This window comes from Moritella sp. F3, assembly GCF_015082335.1.
Classification (GTDB): Bacteria; Pseudomonadota; Gammaproteobacteria; order Enterobacterales; family Moritellaceae; genus Moritella.
The window spans coordinates 46,897-69,838 of the sequence record NZ_BLRL01000016.1 but is presented as its reverse complement, the minus strand read 5'-3'; the positions used below and the strand labels follow the sequence as shown (position 1 = coordinate 69,838).

The following is a 22,942-nucleotide window of genomic DNA, read 5'->3' as shown; positions in this document are numbered from 1 at the left end:
CAGTGATAATAGCTTAATTATTATCACTGCGCCGTTGTCCTATCTACTTATTACTTATCACGTATCACTTATTAAACCTGAGAAGATAGAGTTAGGTTTGCTCACTGGTTGATTTATTATGCTTGTGTGCTGCTGCTAAGTTACCTACAGTATTCTTGTCTTGGTTACTGTGGGCTTCTGTTGACCACGCATCATTTAAGTTGTCGTAATAAGTTAGTGCGTCTAAGCCTAGTAGTTTTTTCAATATCCTGCGTTCTGTCAGACTGCGATTAACAAATTCTGGCTCTTGTTCGTGTATTCGCTTAGCTTCTTCATGTAAAACAGCTTCATCATGGCGACGAAATACTTGTCCTGCACGGTGGGCCTGATTCGCACGCATACCGAGGGCTTTTAACGTTTCAACTCCTAAGCTGATGCCTGAATCAAGGGATTCTCGAAACACGTGGTCAGCACCTAAGCGAATTAATTGCTGCGCATGGTTACGGTCGGTAGCACGGACTAATACGTTTAAATGCGGGAAGTGTTTCTTTACTTGAATTAAAATACGTTTGGTGCGACTGGCACTTTCAACGGCAATAATAAACAGTTTGGCATTATCCGCGCCCGCAGCGTGTAATAAATTAAGCTGCTCGGCATCGCCATAAAATACCTTGTATTTGAATTGCTGTAATAGTTCAATCTGACCAACATCGTTTTCTAGTATGGTGGTATTAATATGATAGCCATGCAGTAAGCGACCAACAACTTGTCCAAATCCACCAAAACCAGCAATGATCACTGAGCTGTCGGTATCATCGGGGATCTGATGTTCTGGTGCCGCTTTATCTTTATTTTCACTCTGTGGCAGTTTTCGTTTAAATGTCGGGGCTATGATTTTATCGTTAATAATCAATAATAGCGGGGTGAAAACCATCGATAACGTCACCACTAATACCAATAAACTCGCTATTTCATTATCAAGCACTTGGCGTTGTAATGCGAATGAAGTCAGTACAAAAGCAAACTCACCGCCTTGCGCCAACGCACATGAAAATAACCAATTTTGGCTGCGTTGGATCTTGAAGACAATACCGGTGATAAACAGCACGATGAATTTAACGGCGATAAGCCCAGTTACTAACATGGCAACTAACATCGGTTGATCAAGTAACAGAGTAAAATCAATACTGGCACCGACCGAGATAAAGAAAATACCGAGTAATAAGCTCTTAAACGGTTCTATATCACTTTCCAGTTCGTGGCGATATTCACTGTCAGCTAAAACGACGCCCGCTAAGAAGGTGCCGAGTGCTGCTGATAAGCCGACAGCTTCCATCGCGAGTGCAATACCAACAACCAAGGCGAGTGCGGTAGCAATAAAGATTTCACGTGAACGTGAACTGGCAATAACACGTAATAATGGCACCACGAGGAAGTGACCACCGATGATGATGCCTGCGATCACACCGGCAATCATTAACGCACTGAGCCAGCCTGATGTTGTCGACTCTACAATCGCGGTATCTTGTATTACCAGTAGCGGCAATAGAGATAGGATAGGGATCACGGCGATATCTTGAAATAGTAATACCGCAAAGGCATTTTTACCTGCCTCAGTTTTCATTAACTCTCGTTCTTGTAAGTTTTGTAACACAATGGCAGTAGAGGACAGGGCCACAATCAAGCCAATGGCGAGTGCAGTTTGCCATGCAAGACCACAGGCCAATAGAATTAAGAAGATAGATAACGTCGTTGCACAAAGCTGTAAGCCACCCGTGCCGAGAATCGGCATTTTAAGTTGCCACAATAACGCTGGTCTTAGTTCTAAACCGACCAAGAACAACATCATTACCACACCGAATTCAGCCACATGCATCACGTCTTCTTGATTCGATATCAAGCTCAGAGCATAAGGACCGACAATGACGCCTGCAATTAAATAACCCAGTACAGAACCGAGCCCCAAACGTTTGGCGATTGGCACTGCCACTACACCAGCAGCAAGGTAGACGAAGATATTAAATAATACGCCGTGTTCCATTATTAGTTACTCTCCATGTCAGTGGTGGTCGTATCATCATGTTGCTGTTGTAACTTTAATAACAATTGGCGATATTGGTTGGTTTTATCTGTTATGCGCTCAGCGTCATGGCGCTTATGAATGTCATGTACGACAAATGGCGGCAGGTACTCTAGATTACACAGCTTACTCATTTGGCTAAAAGGCAATAAAAATTGGCTAATGTCGTGCTCGTTGTAGCCCGTCGTAGAATATGAGTTTGCACTACCACCTGTAGAGATCGCGAGCATGATTTTTTTGCCCACCAGTTTATCGCCGTTTTCACCATAAGCAAAACCATGCTCTAGTACTAAATCTTGCCATTCTTTTAAAATCGCAGGGCTGGAATACCAGTAAAGTGGAAATTGTAAGATGATGATATCGTGATTGAGTAATAATGCTTGTTCGTGCTTAATATCGATAAATGAATCGGGATAGGTATCATAGAGATCGTGACAAGTGATACCTTCAATACTTTGAATTTCATTGAATAATGATTTATGTGCAATTGATTTTTGTAATGCAGGATGGGCAAATATAACGAGAATTTTGTGCATATGATTTTCAATCATCCTTTATTGAAATAGATCTTTATACTGGTATTCAACAGCTTAGTGTCTAAAGTGTGTTTTTTATTAATTTTCTGGTCTAAGCTTATAATATAAAACAAATTATTTCAGTGTTTATTTAGTTATTCTGGTTTTTCTCACTGAGATATATGCCATTTCCCCATTATTGACCGATACCGGACGGAAATGTGATTAAGCATATTATATTAGAATCTTTGTGTTATTATTTCGTGACTAATTTGATATTGATCAAGAATGATCGACGTTCTTGTTTATGGATTAACTATTGGAGCTATTTTTACATGATATTTAGAAAGCACAGTTTACTTGCACTGCCGCTATTATTAACCAGCAGTTTACTTGGCTTTAGTAGTGTGGCAATAGCGAAACCCTTAGCAAAAAGTCCCGGTTTTTCTGGCACTATCGGTATCAATGCCGGCTTCAATAATTCAGATGGCCAATTTAATACCGATGATGATAATGCCAAAACCGATGATCTCACTAACTCTGGAGAGGAAATTTCGACAGGGTTGTTGTTTCCATTTTTCCGTGTGGCTTATACAACGGAAGATTTACAGACTCAATACTTTCTAGGCCAGAGCCCACAAAACATTTTAGACAGCGCCATACAATACGAATTGGGTGTGACGCATAAATTTGATAAACGCCAGAGTATGACGTTTGCTTATATCCCGCATGTGCCGTTTCTAAAAGAAACCTGGTCTGATCCTTTCTTAGTTGGCGCTGAAAGAGAAAAAACGGACATAGATTCAACCGCTGTACGTGTTGCTTATAAATTTATGCCAGTGCAAATTGAATACGCCTATGCATCGTATGATATTGACGACGATCAAAGCGGTGCTCAAAATGGTGTATGTGCTAGTCAAACTCGAGATTGTACTGCAGAAGAACAAGATGAACTTAAACGAGACGCTGATTACCAGCGCTTGAGTTTAGAGAGTCTTATCCCGATGTGGAAAGGCACGTTTGCCAAAGCGAATGTGTATTATGCCAATCAAGATGCTAAAGGTGAGAGTCAAAGCTATGATGAATTACATTATAGTTTAAGCATCATGACAAAATATGAACGTCATTTCTTGTCACTACAAGCAGCATTTAGTGATCGTGAATATAGCGCAGAAAACCCGATTTTCGCACAAACGCAAGAACAAGATGCGGCGCGTTATTCATTAATCTATTCATACGACAAACCATTTGATATTGAAGACAGTAATTTAAACGTGATTTATCAAAACAAAGATATTGATGCAAATATAGATTTTTATGATAGTACGACTAACTTTGTTTCTGTTGGTATGAGTTACAATTTTTAACTAGCACTAAAAATAGAAAAAGGGACGTAATACGCTAAGTATCACGTCCCTTTTTTATTTATAAATAGAACTTATTAACAGTACATATTAATACCCGAGACTAAGTGCACTTGGTCGGCGTGGATCTGATGCGCCATAAACCCCTTCGTCTGTTAACATGATGGTTTGAGTACTGCCCATCGCGGCTTTGACTTCAACCTTGTGTCCTTTATTCTCCAATAAATTAATCGTATCGATATTCAATCCTTTTTCGATACGGATCATGTCTGGTAACCATTGATGATGAAAACGCGGTGCAGCGCTTGCCTCGGCGATATTCATATCATGGTCAATGACGTTCATGATCACTTGCAATGTTGTGGTAATGATACGTGAACCACCTGGACTCCCCGTAACTAAATAAGGCTTGTTATCTTTTAACACGATAGTTGGTGTCATTGAGCTTAACGGGCGCTTTTTCGCTGCGACGGCATTGGCTTTACCACCAATAAGCCCGTAAGCATTAGGGACACCTGGCTTGGCAGAGAAATCGTCCATTTCATTATTGAGTAACACCCCTGTGCCATCGGCGACAAGTCCAGAACCATAGCTGAAGTTGAGGGTGTAAGTATTACTGACAGCATTACCCCATTTATCAACCACGCTGTAATGGGTGGTTTGATTACTTTCGTATGGTAATAATGTACCGGGTGATACCTCACTGCTTGGCGTTGCTTTGGCTGGGTTTATTTGACTGGCTAACTGTTTCGCATATTGTTTGTTAGTCAGGGCTTCAACGGGTACGTTTACAAAGTCTGGATCACCTAAATACAAACTGCGGTCGGCATAGGCTCGGCGCATTGATTCTGCCATGACATGGATTGTCGCAGCACTATTGTGACCCATTTTGTCGATAGGGTATTGCGAGAGCATATTCAGCATTTGTATTATGTGAACGCCGCCTGAAGAGGGGGGTGGCATAGAGACCACTTGATAACCACGATAGTCACCAGTCACCGGTTGTCGTTCTATGGCTTTATAGCTGGCTAGATCTTGCATAGTCATGATGCCGCCAGCATCACGTACAGAGTCACTAATCTGCTTGGCTATAGGCCCTTGATAGAATGCTGGGCTGCCTTTTTTAGCGATGGCTGTTAACGTTTTGGCAAGATCGGTTTGCTTTAATATTTCACCGGGTTGGTAGCTGCTGCCATCTGCTTTATAGAAGATAGCCTGGGTACTTGGCCACTGGCTTAAACGTTTCTGCGTTGCACTAAGCGAATTAGCTAGATCTGGGGTAACGACAATACCATCACTGGCTAATTTTATTGCTGGCGCGATCACCTGCGCTAATGACATCGTGCCATACTTTTTTAACGCTAGCTCAAAGCCAAGAACAGTCCCTGGTACACCAATAGCAAGGCCGTGAAAGCGCGATAAGGTGTTATCTGGATTACCATCTTCATCTAAAAACATGTCTGCGGACGCAGTCTGTGGTGCGACTTCACGATAATCAATGGCAATAGAACGTTGCTCATCTGCTAAGTAGACCAGCATGAATCCCCCACCACCGAGATTACCTGCTCGTGGTAAGGTAACTGCTAATGCGTAACCAACGGCAACAGCTGCATCAATGGCATTACCGCCTCGTTGCATGATATCGACACCAATTTTAGTCGCCAGTGCTTCTTGGCTCGCTACCATGCCATTGGCAGCCCAAACAGGGTGATGAATAGCCATTTGACTATAAATGGCACTGGTTGACGGTTTTATTTTTGCAAGACTCTGATTTACAATAATCTCGTTTGAAAGAACCTGGTTTACAAGAGTCTCGCTGCTGGTGGTTTTAGCAATAGCTGTTGGTAACGTTAAGCTGATGCAGCTAATAAGGCCAAAGCTAAGTCCTTTCATAAGGTGTGTCGTTAACATGAATATTCCCTATTTCATTGTTTGAAATGCTAATACAACTGTGCGTGATGTTAATACAGGTGTCCTAGATGTTAATGCAGCATAGCAAAGACGTGTTATTACTTGTTTTTAGGTAGATGAAACTGCTAGTTCATTCACAGAAATAGCATCGTTATGTATCAAATCGTAACCTTGCGAGTTGTTGAAGAGTATTGATATTAAAAATAATTTATTTTAAAGCTATTTGAATTAACTCTTAAATCTACCTTTAACTAATCTTTCTATTAAGCTTATTTGTTAAATAAAGGACAATTATGACTGGTGTATCTCGCGTTAAAATGGCTCTTGAAGGCCCTGAACTTTCATCGTTAGTACAAGGCTATTGGCGGATGGGCGAATGGGATATGGATCCACAAGCTCGTTTGACCTTTTTAAAGCAGCATGTCGAACTGGGTATTACAACGGTGGATCACGCACATGTTTATGGTTCTGCACAAGCGCCGTGTGAAACCTTATTTGGTGAAGCGCTTAAACTTGACCCGCAGATGAGAGATAGCATCGAAATTATTTCTAAATGTGGTATTGAGGTTATGCACAGTGATGCGCCTAGTCACCATGTTAACCATTACAGCAGTTCACAAAGCAGTATTATTCATTCGGTAGATACCTCTTTGCAGCGCCTCTGTGTCGAACAATTGGATGTGTTATTAATACATCGTCCCGATCTTTTGATGGACGCTGATGGCGTAGCTCAAGCTGCTGAACTGTTAAAGCATCAAGGTAAGATTAAGCACTTGGGCGTATCTAACTTTACTCCCTCGCAGTTTGCGTTGTTACAATCGCGTTGGGACAGTCCATTAGTGACCAATCAAGTTGAAATAAACCCGGTTAATCTCGGGGTGACTGAAGATGGGACCTTGGATCAGTTACAGCAACTAGCGATTCGACCAATGGCATGGTCATGTTTGGCTGGCGGTAGCTTATTTAATACTGATTCAGAGAAAATGCAGCGTTTACTCACTACGTTGGAAGCCATTAAGCAGGAAATTGGCGCGCAGTCGATTGATCAGGTTGTCTTTGCCTGGATATTAAAACTACCATCTAAACCACTACCTATCATCGGCAGTGGTAACATTGAACGCGTACGTAGTGCTGTTGCAGCGACAGCGCTGGTTATGAATAACCAGCAATGGTATCGCATCTGGGTTGCATCAAAAGGGCATGGCGTCGCTTAATATAACGCAGCTCAAATGCTTGCTAAGCGGCTTTATTTACCGGCTCGCTGGTGGTGAAGTTACGCTTAGCTATACCAAGATCCTTCCATATCTGCATATGTTCTGGTAATTGCTGTGGACGTTGCTCCACTGGTAATATCTCCATCACCTTGCTTGGTGTGACGACTTTACCTTTTTGGACAAACACCGCTTTGACTAAGCTGTAATTACACAATTTACCGTCGGCCACACATTTTTGTTCCAGGTAGAAATACTTTTCATCCCAGCCTAAATAAGTCGTTTCCACATCAAACTTTTTAAATAAACGTATTTCGCGAATATAACCAACCTCAACCCCCGCGACGATGAAATTTAACTTCTTCTTCAATAATGGATTGAATGTATTGGTTTGAACCGCATGATCCCAACGCGCTTTCTCAAGAAACATCAGATATTTAGCATTGTTTATATGCAAGTTAAAATCGATATGGCGAAAACCGACTCGAAAAGAACGGGTGATGGTATCAAAAAAGTCTTTTGGGTTAGTTTGCTTATTACGAAGATAAAAACAACGAATCAACTCACTGATCATAACGCCTCAATAATTATTGTTTATGATAAATAGAATAAAGAGTCTACTCAATTCCGTCAGATTGTCACGTTAATTGTAACCAGGATGTTAATTGTGCGACGATTGACATTAAAGACATGGGTTTGATCGATAGACTAATGTGGCCATAGTGTAAACCCGTATTAGTAAGCCTAGACTAGGTCTATTTGATGATATTTCACATTGTAAATTAAGTTAAATGCACTTGATAAGTACGATATTCTAAATTTGATGCTGATTGTATTTTTAATTTGGTATTATGTGCTGTTTGATTCACTCTGGTTTACACCGCTAAATGTTAACCTACTCACAATTATGCAGCAGTTTACAAGCTAAGTGATATTTAGTTCATTTTTATTTATTTTTGTTAACTTGTTAATTATTTTGATGGTGTACGTTATTTTATTTGATGTTTTAAATTAGATTGTTGATTTTAAAGTAAAACTAAAGGGTTTAATCTGCATGCTATATGGCTTTTTGTTTGTTAAATGTTAATGGACTTGATTACGTTAATTATCGGTGTGAATTAAGTTGTGAGCCAAGTCTATGAAATCAGTCAATAGCATTATCAACTGCCTATAAAGTGTTATATTTGTTTCATCTTCTGGCAACAAGTCAGCCAGTCCTGAGTGTAAGGTAAGTGCGATATTATATTCTACTTCGCCAACATTAAACCCAGCGATTGCTCCTGGCGCCATTTACCTGATTTCACCCTAAAGAACTCATATGGAGTTCGTTAGGTTTACATATCATTTGACTCTTTATTAAAAGTTAAGGCAAACATAATGAAAAAATCAACACTAGCACTAGCACTCGCTTGTACTTCTATTACACTTTCTCCTCTTGCATTTGCAAATACAGACACTGAAGTACCACAAGAAGCAGCAGGATCTTCTTACGTAACTGGTAATGTTCAAATGCATGACCGTGCTGATTTTAACGGGTCAGATGTGACATCTACTATTGAAGCTGGCCATACGTTTACAACGGGCACTACACTGTTAGTGGAGATTGACGGTATTCAGCTTGGTAACACTGACTATGGCATAAGTGGTGAGCAAGGTAGTTCAGCAGCTTCTGCTTACACTACGTTAGGTGTTGAACAATCATTCAGCATTAACGAAAACTTATGGGTTGCAGCTGGTTACCACCATCTATTACACGACGGTGAAGCAGTTCAATACCGTCCATTAGTAAAAATTGGTTACAACTTTGATAATGGTCTTTCTATCTCTAACCGTACTCGTATGCAAATCCAAGCAAATGATGCAATCAATGCTGATAGTGGCGTAAATGAAACAAACGATCAAGTTCGTTTAGATAACAACATTGCTTACCAATTTAAAGATATGCCAGTGAATGTTAAATACAACAATGTTTATTACGTAAATGATGGTGTTACTAAAGATAACTCTATGGAGCATGAATTACGTGCAACTTGGACACGTGCTGGTGTTCAACCATACGTAGAGTACCGTAACCAAGAGTCTTCAGCGAAATCAAATCCTGGTCACAACAATAACGTGCTTGTTGTAGGTGCATCTTACGGTTTCTAAGTCGTAATGAATAACGAATAAAAAATAGTAAATCCTTTATGTAAAATCCCGCTTATTTGCAGTAAGCGGGATTTTTGTTATTGGTCTTTTAAAGTATTAAGGATTAATACAAATCAGGATACGAGGTCGATATTCTTATTTTTATACATCGCGAGATCGGCTTTACGCAATAGTTCATCAACGTTGCTATCATCCTGTGGGTACATACTTACGCCCATACTGGCCGATATATCTAGTACCATATCGTTTACCACATAAGGGCGAGATAATTCACTTACCAAGCGGTCGAACGGTACTTTAATACATTCTGGCGTATCGAGGTGATTAAAGATGATTGCAAACTCATCACCGCCTAAGCGTGCAACAGTATCTGTTTGACGGCTTGCATCAACCATTCGCGCGGCAACATCTTTGAGTAATTGATCGCCCACATGATGGCCATAGGTGTCATTGACAGGTTTAAATTTGTTTAAATCTAATAGTAGCAGGCCAACCGATTTGTTGTTTTGTTCTGCGACTTGAATAGCTTCTTCAATGCGTAATTCGAATTGATTACGGTTAGCAACACCGGTTAATGGGTCTGTCATTGCCAGTTTACGTATCTCTGCTTCAGCTGCTTTACGTGCGGTAATATCATGAATAACGGTTGTATACATAAGTTTATCGCCCACAGTCATTTCGTTAACTGATAATTCAATTGGAAAGTGTACGCCGTTAGCGCGCAATGCGTCTTCTTCGTATACTTTACCCTGCACACTGTCGGTAAACGCTTTACTTGCTTGTGGCATGAGCAGTTTTATATTTCGGCCAATAATATCATCCAACTCATAATCAAAAATAGCCAATGCAGCAGGGTTAAAGGCAACAATAACACCGCGTTCATTGGTAGTGACTATCGCATGCACGGCCGTGTTGATGACCGCCTGCACTTGCGCCTCTGAATCTCGGTGCTTTAAAGCATTCGCACTGAATATTTCTAATGCCCGTGCCATTTCACCTATTTCGTTATCACGGTCGGTGGCAAATATCTTGATGTTGAAATTACCTTCGGCCAAGGTTTTCATGGCATGAATAAGTTCTTTAATCGGATTCATTAAACGATTACGCATTAATAAAATGGCTGTAATGATGAATGCGGTGGTAAAGATAATGGTAAACCAAGATAACCAGCTGATCAGTTGGGTGACAAAATCTAACGTCTCACTGACGTTGTCAGCACTTTGCTCTATTTGAATCACGATTTCACGATCCAGTACAGCGAGGCCGCGTAATGCCGAGGTATCGTTGATTTTTACTTGTTGATCAATATATTGTGGGCTGGCGTTCTGACCGATCAATTGGCGGATAGTGGCTATTGCTTGCTTATAGCTAGCTAATGTTCTGGTTATATCTTCAAGTGAGATGAACTCTGCGCTCGTCAATCCTTTACTGCGGTACAGGCTGATCAATTCTTCAGCTTTAATCAAACATGAATCGGCTTCAGTTATGTACTTTTCATCCCCACGCAATACAGCATTTTTAAACTGATGAATAAAACCACCATAACCCAGCGCCGAACGTAACTTAACAGCGAGGTCGGCTTTGGTGATATTAGGGCCATCATCATTTGTGTTACTGATGTGTAATTCACGTTGTAATTCTTGATTTAAGATCTGTAAGCCACGCATCGCGAGCGAGTCATCAATGATTACTTTTTTATCGACATCAAGTGGTTGTAAGCCTTGGCTAAAAAGCAGTTCAGCTTGTATTAATGCAGCGCTATAAGCATCAACCATATTTTTAATATCATTCAAGGCAATCGCTTGTGCGTTAGTCGGCCCGAGCGTATTAAATTGGGTTATAGCCGCATTCACAGCTCCTAACTTTGCCTGAACGCGTTCAATGCGCCACGGTTCTGGGCGTAATAAATAATTTTTGAACTCATGGATCGCACCACCGTAACCTAGCGATGAACGTAGGGCACTATCGATTCTGATTTTTTCAGATTTATTGGCTCTGTATTCAGTCCATACCGACGATGCTAGTGTGACATTACTGTTGATAATAATGCTTGAAGCAATAAAAACGAGCGCGGAGAGGGCGAAGCCACAGGTAAAAAATAAACCCATAGTGCTGAGTTTGATATGCTTGAAGAGAGAAATATTGTGGCTACTCATGTGTGCTTATTGCCTTGTAACGCTAAATTTTAATTGATGGAATAACATCGGATGGAGTTATTATTAGCTGGTACAGTGCTCTAAATTAATCGTTAATTCAATACTATAATTTATATACATGCTCAAAAAGATGGGCCACTTGATATTCAATAAAATAGTTAGTGATAATGGTGATTTTTATTATAAGGTTGCTCTAAAGGTAACCATCTCGAGTCGGTGATGGTTACCTCATATCAGGGGGGCTGGTGGCGATTATTGAGATGATGCTGAGGGCTATTGTGAAAGCGGTGGTGAGCCTGAGTTAGTGCTTTACTCGTTTAGCTTACTGATACTTTCGATTTTGCTGCGATGATAACTTCGATATTTTTTGCCTCGATAGCACAGCGCTGTTCATTGGTAATATCCGCATCGGTAATCAAGGTATGGATATTGCTCCATGCAAGTTCTAGGTTAGGCATTTTTCGACTGATTTTGTCTGACTCAACCATAACCACTACCTCTCTAGATACTTCAGCCATCACGCGGCTTAGTCCAATCAACTCATTAAAGGTCGTGGTACCACGTTCTAAATCAATACCGTCTGCACCGATAAATAGTTGATCAAAATCGTATGAACGCAGTACTTGCTCGGCTATTTGCCCTTGGAATGATTCTGAGTGTGGGTCCCAAGTGCCGCCAGTCATTAATAACGTCGGCTCATTCTCTAAACCGTTAAGCGCTGTGGCAACTTGCAGGGAATTAGTCATGGTGATTAAGCCTTTCTTATTCGCTAGTTGCTCGATTAAACTGGCTGTCGTGGTGCCACTGTCGATAATAATCCGGTTGTGATCGCGAATACGTAGTGCAGCAGCAATGGCAATTTCAATTTTGCACTGTGAGACTTTATCAGTTTCGACTTCAGGAAGCAGCTCTTTAGGAATGGGCACTGCGCCACCATAGCGACGTAACAATAACCCGTTCTGCTCTAATGCGGTGAGATCTTTACGGATGGTCACTTCTGATGTTTCAAAACGTTGAGCTAGTTCATCAACGCTGAGCTTACCTTGTTCTTCAAGTAGCTGAATGATGGTATGACGACGTTGCTGAGTATTGCGTTTTGACATAGTATTTGAGATTCATTTATAAAAGATAAGAGCGTAAGAATATCATAGATTAACAGCGGCTGTTATCTATGATATCTGACAAGAATGGCGTGCTAGCCTGAGAAGTATAAATTGTTACGCTGGATTAAATTGAATTTAGATAAGTGATCAGGATCGATATCGCTACTGCTAATCGCTTTTGTTATCGCAATATTATCATCAAGACAATGGCGTAGTAGTGGCTGTTTTTTTATCGGTTCAAGCTCATTGAAGTCAACAATAAGCGGCTGCCGTAAGCTATCTATAATCCCCATTTGTACCTGGGCTTGATTACTATTATCGTTACCGTAATTGACGATGGTTCCAACCGGAAATATGCCAATCATCTTAATAAACTGCTCGAGATACGCTTTATTGTAATGCTTATTCGCTTGCTTAAATAGCAAACCGATAGCAAGGTGTGGTGAATAGCGATGTTGCGGTAAATTGGCATTGCACATTTCGTTATAGCGGGTCGTGATCGCCACTAATTGCGCGTATTTTGATATTTTCTCTTGTTTGAAGCCGCGTGGATAACCGCTGCCATCAAATTTTTCATTGACCTGCAATATGCTATGAATGATGTTATCAGAGAGTGCCTCTATACCTTGTAGTCTTTGTGCTGCATAGGCGGGGTGTTGTTTAAGGTAATTCACTTCTGGTTTTGTCAGTTCAGATTTTTTATTACGAATTGAAGCGGGCACCCATAGCATGCCATATTGACTGAGTAAGGCTGTACTGGTGACGATTGCCATATCTTGGCTGCTAAACGCGAGTTGCTTGGCTAAACAGATACTGAGTACAGCTACATTCATGGCATTTTGATAAAGGGTATCACTTGATAGCTCTTCATTGCATAACACGAAGCTAAAGTCATGCTGCTGCTCGGCAGCAATAGTTAATTCACCGGACAGTAACTCTAATAACTGCATTGCTTTTTCAGGTTGTAAGCTAAGCTTGCTGTAAATATCTTTAAGAATGGCAATTTTTTCTTGATATTTAGAACGGCTATGACGGATCTGTTTCCACCAGGTCTGTTGCTGCACTAATTGTGTTAACTGTTGCTGTTTTTCTTTTTCTTCATTGAGCTGAGCTTGTTGTTCGGTGGCTTCAATATCTTGTTGTATTTGCGCTGTTTGTGAAGCGATAGCTGCTGAATCTTGAGCCAACTCGGATGTTTCCGACGCCACGGTCACCGCTGCTATGGTTTGTGGCTGCGAGAGTTTGCTGCGAGAAAGGTCAACAGAAATCGTTGCTAAACCAAGGTGTTGCACTATTTTAAGTTGTTTATCATCTTTAATTAGAAATGAATTAAGAATAAAAGGGTGGGATGTCCAACCAATAGGGAGATTAATATAGTGACCTACTTGGAGGTCTTTAATCATGAATGAGACATTTTCCATTATTTACCTTAGTTATTACCTTAGTTATTTACTGAATTATTTCTGCTCGTTTATTTAAACGTTAAAGCTTGAGCTGGTATCTGCTTACAATCAATGAAGTCGTGCTAAAGCATTATTAAATATCACTTCTAAATAGCGCATTGAAAATACAGTCAAAATAATTATAGGGGATAAACTTGGTGTTATCAAAACTAATGTAGCGAGGTGTGGGCTAGTTATCTTATTCATCAATAACATTAAAATAAAGGTAAAGTGCGACTAGTAATAAACAAATGCAGTTTACTATCGTATATATAAGAAAAGGGTGGGGAGTATAAAGTGGTTTATTCAACCTTATACTCCCCACCCTTAGTAGGTAATCGCTACCACCTTGTGCTGGATAGCGATGGCGGTATTAGCGAACAGTTATTTTTTTACTGTTTCTTTTTTCGCCGCTTGTTTTTCTAGTACGTAGCTTTCTTGATAGTCATTACCGTAGTAAGACGCAAGTAATAGTGCTTTTAGCTCGCTGATTAATGGGTAACGTGGGTTAGCACCTGTACATTGATCATCAAACGCTTCCATTGCTAGTTGGTCAACTTTAGCAAGAAAATCTGCTTCGTTAACACCCGCTGCTTGGATTGATTTAGGAATATCTAAATCAGTCTTAAGTTCGTCTAACCAGTTTAGTAATGCGTTGATCTTGTCTGCTGTTTTACCTTCACGGAAGCCTAAATGTTCAGCAACTTCTGCGTAACGAGCACGTGCTTTCGGACGGTCGTATTGTGAAAATGCCGCTTGTTTCGTTGGCATATCCGTTGCGTTATAACGAATTACGTTAGTGATGAGTAATGCATTCGCTAGACCGTGTGGAATATGGAATTCGGCACCGAGTTTGTGCGCCATTGAGTGACACACACCCAAGAAAGCATTAGCAAAGGCGATACCCGCAATCGTTGCGCCGTTGTGTACTTTTTCACGTGCGATTGGGTCTTTCGCGCCGTTTTTGTATGAACTTGGTAAGTACTCTTTTAACAGTTTAAGTGCTTGCAATGCTTGGCCATCAGCGTATTCGTTTTGTAGAATTGATACATAAGCTTCTAGTGCATGCGTTACTGCATCATAACCGCCGAATGCTGTTAGTGATTTAGGCATATTCATGACTAAGTTTGCATCTACAACAGCCATGTTTGGTGTTAATTCGTAATCGGCAATAGGGTATTTTTGGCCTGTCACTTCATCTGTTACTACTGCAAATGGTGTTACTTCAGAACCAGTACCAGAGGTTGTCGTTACTGCAACTAATTTCGCTTTGATACCCATTTTAGGGAATTTGTAGATACGTTTACGAATGTCCATAAAGCGCATAGCAAGGTCTTCGAAATGTGCATCTGGATGTTCGTACATTACCCACATGATCTTCGCTGCATCCATTGGTGAACCGCCACCGAAAGCAATGATAACGTCAGGTTGGAAGCTGTTCATCACATCAACACCTTTCTTCACGACTGCTAGCGTTGGGTCAGCTTCAACATCGTAGAATACTTCGGTATCGATGCCTTTGCTTTTTAGGATTGTCACTAACTCGTCAACATAACCGTTATTGAATAAGAATTTATCCGTTACGATACACGCACGTTTTTTGCCAACAAGATCGTCCATTGCAATTGGTAATGAACCACGGCGGAAGTAAATTGATTCTGGAAGTTTATGCCACAACATATTTTCAGCTCGCTTAGCAACAGTCTTTTTATTAATAAGGTGTTTAGGACCTACGTTTTCAGAGATAGAGTTACCGCCCCATGAACCACAACCTAGCGTTAGAGATGGTGCTAGACCGAAGTTATATAAATCACCGATACCACCTTGCGAACTTGGTTGGTTAATCAGGATACGAGCTGTTTTCATTTTATCGCCGAAGTCTTTGATACGATCTTCGTTTGCATCTTGGTCTGTATAAAGCCCAGATGTATGGCCGATACCGCCAAGCTCAACCATCGTGATTGCTTGTTCTACTGCGTGTTTGTAATCACGAGCGCGGAACATACCGAGTGTTGGAGACAGTTTTTCGTGAGCGAATGCGTCATCAACGTGTACTTCAGGACCTTCACCTATAAGTACTTTAGTGAAAGGCGGTACTGTAACACCAGCCATCTCAGCAATCTTAATTGCAGATTGACCTACAATCGCTGGGTTCATGTTGCCGTTGATTAAGACGATTTCACGTACTTTATCTGCTTCTTTCTTCGATAAGATGTAACCGCCGTGCGTAATGAAACGGGCTTTTACTGCGTCATACACTTCGTCAACAACAATAACAGCTTGCTCTGATGCACATACAACACCGTTATCGAATGTTTTTGACATTAGAATTGAAGAGACTGCACGTTTAACGTCAGCAGTTTCGTCAATCACGATAGGCGTGTTACCCGCGCCAACACCAATTGCAGGTTTACCTGAAGAGTAAGCCGCTTTAACCATGCCTGGACCGCCAGTTGCAAGGATAAGGTTGATGTCTGCGTGATGCATTAATGCATTTGATAGTTCAACTGATGGTTCATCAATCCAACCAATGATGTTTGCTGGTGCGCCTGCTGCAATCGCTGCGTCTAGTACAATTTTCGCTGCTGTATTCGTTGCATTCTTTGCACGAGGGTGTGGCGAAAAGATAATACCATTACGTGTTTTAAGCGAGATAAGAGCTTTAAAAATAGCCGTTGAAGTTGGGTTTGTTGTTGGTACGATACCGCAGATGATGCCTGTCGGTTCAGCAATCGTAATAGTACCAAACTCGTTGTCTTCTTCGATGATTCCGCATGTTAATGTGTCTTTGTATTTATTGTAAATGTATTCTGATGCAAAGTGGTTTTTAGTTACTTTGTCTTCAAGTACGCCCATACCTGATTCATCGACAGCCATTTTAGCGAGTGTGATACGAGATGTAGATGCGGCAAGTGCTGCTGCACGGAAAATTTTATCAACTTGTTCTTGGTTGAATGTAGCAAATTCTTGTTGTGCTATTTTTACTTTAGCAACCATTGCATTGAGTGTTTCGATGTTTTTAACAGTCATATTATTTCCCTTAAAACTAATTTGAAATCTTAAAAAGTATTTACAAAGTGTTACCTCTTAATGAATACCTTTGATTCGAAGTATAGGTAATATTTGGGATTAAAACTTGATTAAGATCAATTGTTGTAAAATAACGTATTATATTTTCATAAGAGTGTTAACTGGGTCGTAAATATTAGATATTTACGTATTGTGTAATTTTATTTCAATTTGGCTTGTGGACCGTTTAATTATGATTTTATGATTAATCGTAGAAAATGTTCGTCTATTTGACAAAGTTATTGTTAATTTAAGACGTGTTGCGGTAGCATTGTCTGAACTGTTTATTATAGGATTTAATACTATGCCAAAATTATCTAAGGTTATGGCGACAGCGCTTAACCAACAAATGACAAAAGAATTTACTGCATCTCATCTTTACCGCAGCATGGCGTCTTTTTGCTATGCATCTGATTTTATTGGCGCAGGTGATTTCTTTTATAAACATGCTGCTGAAGAGCAAGTTCACGCTCAGTTATTATTCCGTTATATGATCGACCGTGGCATCCAGCCATTAATGGAAGCGATTCCTGCGGCTGAGTCTGAGTTTTCGGACTTACTTGACGTGTTTAACCAGGCGTTAGCGCACGAAGTAATGATCACTGAATCGATTTCTGAAATCCTTGGTCTTGCTCATGAACTAAGAGATTTCCAATCAGTTGCTCACCTAAATACATTAATGGAAGAGCAAACTGAAGAAGAAGCCTTGTTTAATGGTATCGTTAGCCAAATCCGCCGTGTTGGTGTTGATAATGGTTACGGTCTATTCATCATGGATCAAGAATTAAAAGCAATGAGCAAAGCGCCAGCGCCAGCACCTATCACGATTTAATTCGTTTTAGCATCGCACTGTACGCGTGAACGTATTGTTATTCGTTTAAAGTGACGACTTTTTTGATATAAAACCGCTTATGCTTAGGTATTAGCGGTTTTTTGTTTTTTTAACTTACACTTTAGTGGTATGGTTGCTCGTGTAGAACGTAAACTTAAATGAATAGGTAGAATAATTATGTCGAATAATAACAATACTGATATTAAAGATTGCTGTGGTGCATTTGCTGAAATCGGCAGTATTATCCAACCTGATGATACTGAGCTATCTTTCCCTATTTCCTTTGATTCACAAGTTGCTGCAGATGAAAAACGCAGTGAACTTGAAGCATATGTGAATGAGCAATTTGATGAAGAAGTCACGATTGATTTTACTGCACAGGGTGAAAATGCTTACCTAGTGACGTTACAATTTACATGTACTGCTGAAAAAATGATTTTTGAAATGAACTTACGCCATTTAATGGCTTAGTTTGTGGCTGGATTATTCTATTCAATATAGTTTGTCTTGGCTCGACGCTAGGTAGGTTGACAGTGTATTGAATAAAAAAGGCATATAGCGCTCACTATATGCCTTTTTTTATGTTGTTTTTATTCAGAACACTTTTTCAGACTCTTAACCGAAATGTTGCTTACAATAAGCAAGTCGTTGGTCTAAATTCATGCTTTCGGTATTAGCGGCTTCGATTTGTTGTAATCTTGGTAGTAATCCCATGCCATTTGCAATCTGAATCGCCAGTCCTGGACGGGCGTTCAACTCTAGCAGCATAGGTCCATGATCACGATCTAATACCACATCGGCACCAAGATAGCCTAAGCCTGATATATCATAACACTGAGCAGCTAACCGAATAACTTCCTCCCAGTGCGGTACTTTTAGCAGCGCTAATTCTTTTTGGGTGTCAGGGTGATGACTTACCATTTCATCATACTGAACCGCGTTTAACGCTTCACCTGTAGTGATGTTGATACCAACACCGACAGCGCCTTGGTGTAAATTAGCCTTACCATCAGACATCGAGGTTGATAAACGCATCATGGCCATCATTGGAATGCCTTTGAATACAATAACGCGTACGTCTGGCACACCTTCAAAGCTATAACCTTCAAAGCTATCATCAAAGACGATCAGTGCTTCCACAACCGCGACATCGATACCACCACCGAGCGAGAATAAACCCGCTAAGATATTCGAGCAATGACGTTCAATATCATCGATAGAGCATTCGCTGCCACTAGGCTTGTAATAACGCCCGCCTTCGACTTTGGTTATGACTAAAATACCTTTACCACCAGAGCCTTTAGCAGGCTTGATCACAAAGCCATTAAGCCCAGCAATAAGCTTATCAACCGATTTAACCGAATGTTGGTTATCAATAACGCCAAGCAACTCTGGCGTGCTGACATTAGCGTCTTCAGCTATCTGCTTGGTCTTTAGTTTGTTGTCCACTAATGGAAACAGCTTTCTTGGGTTGTAGCGTGATATATACATATTATTACGCTGGTTCATTCCCAAGATACCCTGTTGCTTTAGTTTCCGTGGTTGAGCAAACTCTTTAAAAAATGAAAATGTCATCATTAGTCACCTTGCATGTCTTTAAAGCGGCGTAATTCAAGCAAACGGTAACCGGTATAAGTACCTAGCATTAAGATAATAGACATAATGATAAGCTGTAAACCGAGGAAGTTGAATGCCCAGTAACGGAGTACTTCATTGCTAATTGTTAGGTAGACAAGTACGGCAACAAATAAGCTACCACCACCTTGAGCGAATACTTCTTTCGGGCCCTCTTCTTCCCATAGAATTGACATACGTTCGATAGTCCAAGATAGGATAATCATTGGGAAGAAGGTGATTTTCAGACCTTCAGTTAAGCCAATTTTGTATGATAATACCGAGAATAGGCAGATAATGGCTATCACGGTAATGATGACCACGGATATTCGCGAGACAAGCAGTAAGTTTAATCGGGACAGGTAAGAACGGATCACTAAGCCGATACCGACAATCAGAGTAAAGCCAATCAGACCGGTAGCTAAACTTGTTTGTACAAAAGCCATGGCGATTAGAACCGGCATGAAAGTACCTGATGTACGTAGTCCAATAAGGATACGCATCATCACCACGATCATCACACCGAGTGGAATAAGTAAAATGCCTTTGAATAACGCTTGTTCTTCAAGTGGCAGGCTATAAATACTGAAATTAGAGAGGTTAGTACTATCAGCTTTTTCTTTTAATACCTGCATCACAGGCTGAGTTTGCTGAATAATAGAGAAGCTCACACGCGAGTTTGAGCCACCAATAAGATCTAATGTTGGTTCGCCGTTTTGTTCCCAAAGCAGGAGGTTTTTCGCATCTGCTGTTTTACCTAATTTCACATCAATTAAGCGAGTATCATCTTCGCTAAATACTAATACGAAAGGTTGTAGCTGTTGCTGACGTCGACCGTCTTCAAGATACAAACCTTTAACCAGTAAAGCTGGGATATTGGCTTCATTTAATAAGGCCACAAATAAATCTGATTTACTGTTCTGCTGCAGCATTAATTCAGCATTTTGGCCTAAATCATCCGCAGAAAGTAATTTCAAAAGTTCACGGCTATATGAAAATGCATCGGCGCTTTTTTCCATAGCGCTGCTAACAATTTGTTCTGCCGCTATATCATAAGGCGGTAACCAAGTCGTTTTATGAATACTCACATCTTGTTCATTAATGACATCTAATGGGATATCGTTGGTTAGCACATTTACTTTGTAGTATAGGTCTTGCTTACCTTCGGCGTTACGAATTGTCCATTGTGCACGATCATCAACAAACGATAATCCATAACCTGGAGATGCGGCTGTTTGATTTAAAACAGTAAAATTGCTTTGTGTTGAAGGTGTAGCAAAAGATGCATTAACTGCATCGCCTTGTGCGGTAAATTCAACTTTTGCTTCAATCATCCATGTTGAGTAAGTTTCACCTGGTAACCAAGGGATCTCACCAGTGTAATGGCGTTGTGCAATGCTGCCAACTCCAAGTAGGAAAAGTATCGCAACGAAAATGCGAAATGGGATCTTAGAAGGCATGATTAGTTAGTCCCTTTTTTAGCTGAAGTGGGTTGTTTTTTAATAGACGCGGGTTTATTTTTCGGTTGAGTATACTCTTTTGCCACATCGACAACTGCAATGTCTTTTAAGAACGTGCGGCCTAATAGAATTGGGAACGTCATGCGGCTACGATCTGCTAGTGTAAATTCAGTTTCTGTTTTTATACTACCAAGCTCAACGGGTATACTAACAACATAGCGTTCCAATGCTTTAGTGGCATTGGTTTGACGAATTTTAACGGTGCGGACAACGGGTGCTTCAATCGGAAATACTTCATTATCATCTTTGTGGGATAAATTGAATTTAACCCAATCACGGCCATCACGTTCAAATTTAACGATGTCAGTCGCATTTAATGATGAGGTTGTTGCGCCTGTATCGACACGTGATTTGAAATTAGTCTGTAATTGATCAAACCAAATCCATTCCTCTTGCCCTAGAATAACTTTACCAGCGATGTCACTTTTTACTTTTTGTGTTGTTGGTATGACGACTGGAACCACTTTACTTGCTGGTTTCTGCGCTCCTAATCCATCAAGTTGTTCAGTTAGTTTGCCAATGGCTTCATCTTGTTCTTTGAACTTATCTGGTTGTGCTTGTAACGTTGTTAATATTTGCTGTTGTTGCTGCAAAATTGTTTCTATTTGTGTTTGCTGTTTACTGACTATCTCTGTATTCGCTTTATTTTGTGTCATGGCACAGCCATTTAAAAATACAAGGCTAAGAGCACTAGCAATGGCGACTTTTGAGGTTTTTAATGTGCGAATTGTAGTTGTATTTTTCATTAGGTATTTGGCCCTATAGACTGATGAAAAAAGAGGGTTAGTTCACTAAAGTGGGATAATAGTTCCGTTATTCCTATATAAAAATATATATTTTTAACATAATAATAAATTTATATTTAAAAAACCGCTTGTTTCCCTTAAGCGTAGTGACTGCCTATCTCAAAACGATGGTATTGAATCGATTATAGTTGTTTTTAAGTTTGATGTTCACAACAACGATAGTATGACATACCATAAATGTGAAACATCTCTAATACAATAGTTATATATCAATTATTTATACGGTCGTTGTTTAAAATTTGTAATTTATCGGGGCTGATTATTACTGGAGGGGGATTGTTATAGGAGTTGTAGAATGCGAGATAATACATTACGCCGCACTCTACATTAATAATGGTATTAATTACTGAGTGATGGTTTCGCTTGATGTGTAAGTACGAGCGACATCAACCATGACAATATCTTTTAAGAATGTACGGCCCAGTAATACCGGGAAAGACATGTGACTACGGTCGGCGAGGGTAAACTCGGTAAGGGTTTTTATATCGCCTAGTTGGACCGGTAATTCAATAATAGGGCGGCGTGTTGGTTCTGTGCTATTCGCTTGACGAATTAAAATGGTACGCGCTACCTTCGCTTCGATGATTTGGCTATCAGTAAGGTTTTTATTGAAGCTAAATCGTACCCATTTTGTGCCATCACGTTCAAATTCAACAATGTCTGTCGCGTTTAATGATGATGTTGTAGCACCGGTATCGATACGAGCTTTAAATTTTTCAGTTAAATCATCAAGTAGCACAAGTTCTTCAGAACCGATCACTCTTTTATCAAGCGGAGTTATTGCTTCAGAAGACTGTGTAATAACAAGCCCGTTTTTACTTTCGTCTAATTTATGTTGTGCTTCATAGATCGCGATATTTTTACTGTTGTTGTCGATCTGTTGGCGTAATTTCACGTAATCTTCAAGTTTGGTATTAAGCTCAGTGATATTTTGCTTTTGCTGCTCGAAGAATTCAGGTTGCTGACTTAATGTTGCTAAAATAGTATTTTGTTGCTCAACTAATAAGGCTATTTGTTCGCTTTGCTGTTCGATTTGCACTGTCAGCTGCTCAGCTCTTTCTCCTTGATTGAGAAATTGATCGACATTGGCGCAGCCTGAAAGTAGGGCGCTAAGTATGACAGCTTTAATTAATTGATGAGGTTTTTTGAAAGTATCCATTTCTAACGTTAACTCTAAATTAATCTATGGGCA

Annotated in this window: 17 protein-coding genes; 5 read left to right on the top strand and 12 right to left on the bottom strand. The window is 40.2% G+C overall.

Features of this window, described 5'->3' with window-relative positions; all coding sequences use genetic code 11:
- Positions 1 to 91 precede the first annotated feature (91 nt).
- Both JFU56_RS19695 and JFU56_RS19690 read right to left on the bottom strand, forming a co-directional pair.
- Positions 92 to 2,020: a monovalent cation:proton antiporter-2 (CPA2) family protein gene (locus JFU56_RS19695; RefSeq protein WP_198438962.1), complete on the bottom strand. Its 1,929-nt coding sequence runs from the start codon at positions 2,018 to 2,020 to the stop codon at positions 92 to 94.
- A gap of 2 nt (positions 2,021 to 2,022) precedes the next feature.
- Positions 2,023 to 2,595 carry an NAD(P)H-dependent oxidoreductase gene (locus tag JFU56_RS19690; protein ID WP_198438961.1) on the bottom strand — a complete coding sequence of 191 codons (573 nt, stop codon included), beginning with the start codon at positions 2,593 to 2,595 and terminating at the stop codon, positions 2,023 to 2,025.
- Positions 2,596 to 2,909: 314 nt separating this feature from the next.
- Here JFU56_RS19690 and JFU56_RS19685 point away from each other — a divergent pair, with 314 nt between their 5' ends.
- The gene (locus JFU56_RS19685) at positions 2,910 to 3,941 is read left to right on the top strand and encodes a DUF2860 family protein (protein WP_198438960.1); all 1,032 of its coding nucleotides are present in this window, start codon (positions 2,910 to 2,912) and stop codon (positions 3,939 to 3,941) included.
- An 87-nt stretch (positions 3,942 to 4,028) separates the two neighbouring features.
- On the opposite strand, the gene ggt is transcribed toward JFU56_RS19685, so the two are convergent.
- On the bottom strand, positions 4,029 to 5,849 hold the full coding sequence (gene ggt, locus JFU56_RS19680; RefSeq protein WP_198438959.1) for a gamma-glutamyltransferase: 1,821 nt from the start codon (positions 5,847 to 5,849) through the stop codon (positions 4,029 to 4,031).
- A 293-nt stretch (positions 5,850 to 6,142) separates the two neighbouring features.
- On the opposite strand from ggt, the gene JFU56_RS19675 reads away from it, so the two are divergent.
- Positions 6,143 to 7,063, top strand: a complete 921-nt coding sequence (locus JFU56_RS19675) for an aldo/keto reductase family oxidoreductase (RefSeq protein ID WP_198438958.1) — start codon at positions 6,143 to 6,145, stop codon at positions 7,061 to 7,063.
- Between the two features lie 22 nt (positions 7,064 to 7,085).
- Here the strand turns inward: JFU56_RS19675 and JFU56_RS19670 are convergent, their stop codons facing one another.
- Complete coding sequence (locus JFU56_RS19670; RefSeq protein WP_198438957.1) at positions 7,086 to 7,634, bottom strand: thioesterase family protein; 549 nt, start codon at positions 7,632 to 7,634, stop codon at positions 7,086 to 7,088.
- An 803-nt stretch (positions 7,635 to 8,437) separates the two neighbouring features.
- Here JFU56_RS19670 and JFU56_RS19665 point away from each other — a divergent pair.
- Positions 8,438 to 9,208, top strand: coding sequence for an oligogalacturonate-specific porin KdgM family protein (locus JFU56_RS19665; RefSeq protein ID WP_198438956.1), 771 nt, complete (start codon positions 8,438 to 8,440; stop codon positions 9,206 to 9,208).
- A 113-nt stretch (positions 9,209 to 9,321) separates the two neighbouring features.
- On the opposite strand, the gene JFU56_RS19660 is transcribed toward JFU56_RS19665, so the two are convergent.
- From JFU56_RS19660 to adhE, 4 genes are all read right to left on the bottom strand, one after another.
- Positions 9,322 to 11,364, bottom strand: a complete 2,043-nt coding sequence (locus tag JFU56_RS19660) for a diguanylate cyclase domain-containing protein (RefSeq protein ID WP_198438955.1) — start codon at positions 11,362 to 11,364, stop codon at positions 9,322 to 9,324.
- A 317-nt stretch (positions 11,365 to 11,681) separates the two neighbouring features.
- On the bottom strand, positions 11,682 to 12,467 hold the full coding sequence (locus JFU56_RS19655) for a DeoR/GlpR family DNA-binding transcription regulator (protein ID WP_198438954.1): 786 nt from the start codon (positions 12,465 to 12,467) through the stop codon (positions 11,682 to 11,684).
- 92 nt (positions 12,468 to 12,559) lie between these two features.
- Positions 12,560 to 13,888 (bottom strand): HD-GYP domain-containing protein, encoded by a 1,329-nt coding sequence (locus JFU56_RS19650; RefSeq protein WP_198438953.1) that lies wholly within the window; start codon positions 13,886 to 13,888, stop codon positions 12,560 to 12,562.
- Positions 13,889 to 14,293: 405 nt separating this feature from the next.
- Positions 14,294 to 16,939: a bifunctional acetaldehyde-CoA/alcohol dehydrogenase gene (gene adhE, locus JFU56_RS19645; RefSeq protein ID WP_198438952.1), complete on the bottom strand. Its 2,646-nt coding sequence runs from the start codon at positions 16,937 to 16,939 to the stop codon at positions 14,294 to 14,296.
- A gap of 343 nt (positions 16,940 to 17,282) precedes the next feature.
- Between adhE and JFU56_RS19640 the strand changes: the two genes are divergently transcribed.
- Together JFU56_RS19640 and JFU56_RS19635 are read left to right on the top strand one after the other, a co-directional pair.
- The gene (locus JFU56_RS19640) at positions 17,283 to 17,810 is read left to right on the top strand and encodes a ferritin (protein ID WP_198438951.1); all 528 of its coding nucleotides are present in this window, start codon (positions 17,283 to 17,285) and stop codon (positions 17,808 to 17,810) included.
- Between the two features lie 177 nt (positions 17,811 to 17,987).
- On the top strand, positions 17,988 to 18,281 hold the full coding sequence (locus JFU56_RS19635; protein WP_198438950.1) for a DUF406 family protein: 294 nt from the start codon (positions 17,988 to 17,990) through the stop codon (positions 18,279 to 18,281).
- 144 nt (positions 18,282 to 18,425) lie between these two features.
- Here JFU56_RS19635 and JFU56_RS19630 read toward each other — a convergent pair whose 3' ends face one another.
- The 4 genes from JFU56_RS19630 to JFU56_RS19615 all read right to left on the bottom strand — a co-directional run bounded on the left by JFU56_RS19630 (position 18,426) and on the right by JFU56_RS19615 (position 22,909).
- On the bottom strand, positions 18,426 to 19,388 hold the full coding sequence (locus tag JFU56_RS19630) for an alpha-L-glutamate ligase-like protein (RefSeq protein ID WP_198438949.1): 963 nt from the start codon (positions 19,386 to 19,388) through the stop codon (positions 18,426 to 18,428).
- A complete protein-coding gene (locus JFU56_RS19625) occupies positions 19,388 to 20,884 on the bottom strand; it encodes an inactive transglutaminase family protein (protein WP_198438948.1) in 1,497 nt (498 codons plus the stop codon). The genes JFU56_RS19630 and JFU56_RS19625 overlap by 1 nt, the downstream gene beginning before the upstream one ends.
- Before the next feature lie 2 nt (positions 20,885 to 20,886).
- On the bottom strand, positions 20,887 to 21,690 hold the full coding sequence (locus JFU56_RS19620; RefSeq protein ID WP_198438947.1) for an ATP-dependent zinc protease: 804 nt from the start codon (positions 21,688 to 21,690) through the stop codon (positions 20,887 to 20,889).
- A 403-nt stretch (positions 21,691 to 22,093) separates the two neighbouring features.
- Positions 22,094 to 22,909 (bottom strand): ATP-dependent zinc protease, encoded by an 816-nt coding sequence (locus JFU56_RS19615; protein WP_198438946.1) that lies wholly within the window; start codon positions 22,907 to 22,909, stop codon positions 22,094 to 22,096.
- Between the last annotated feature and the right edge of the window lie 33 nt (positions 22,910 to 22,942).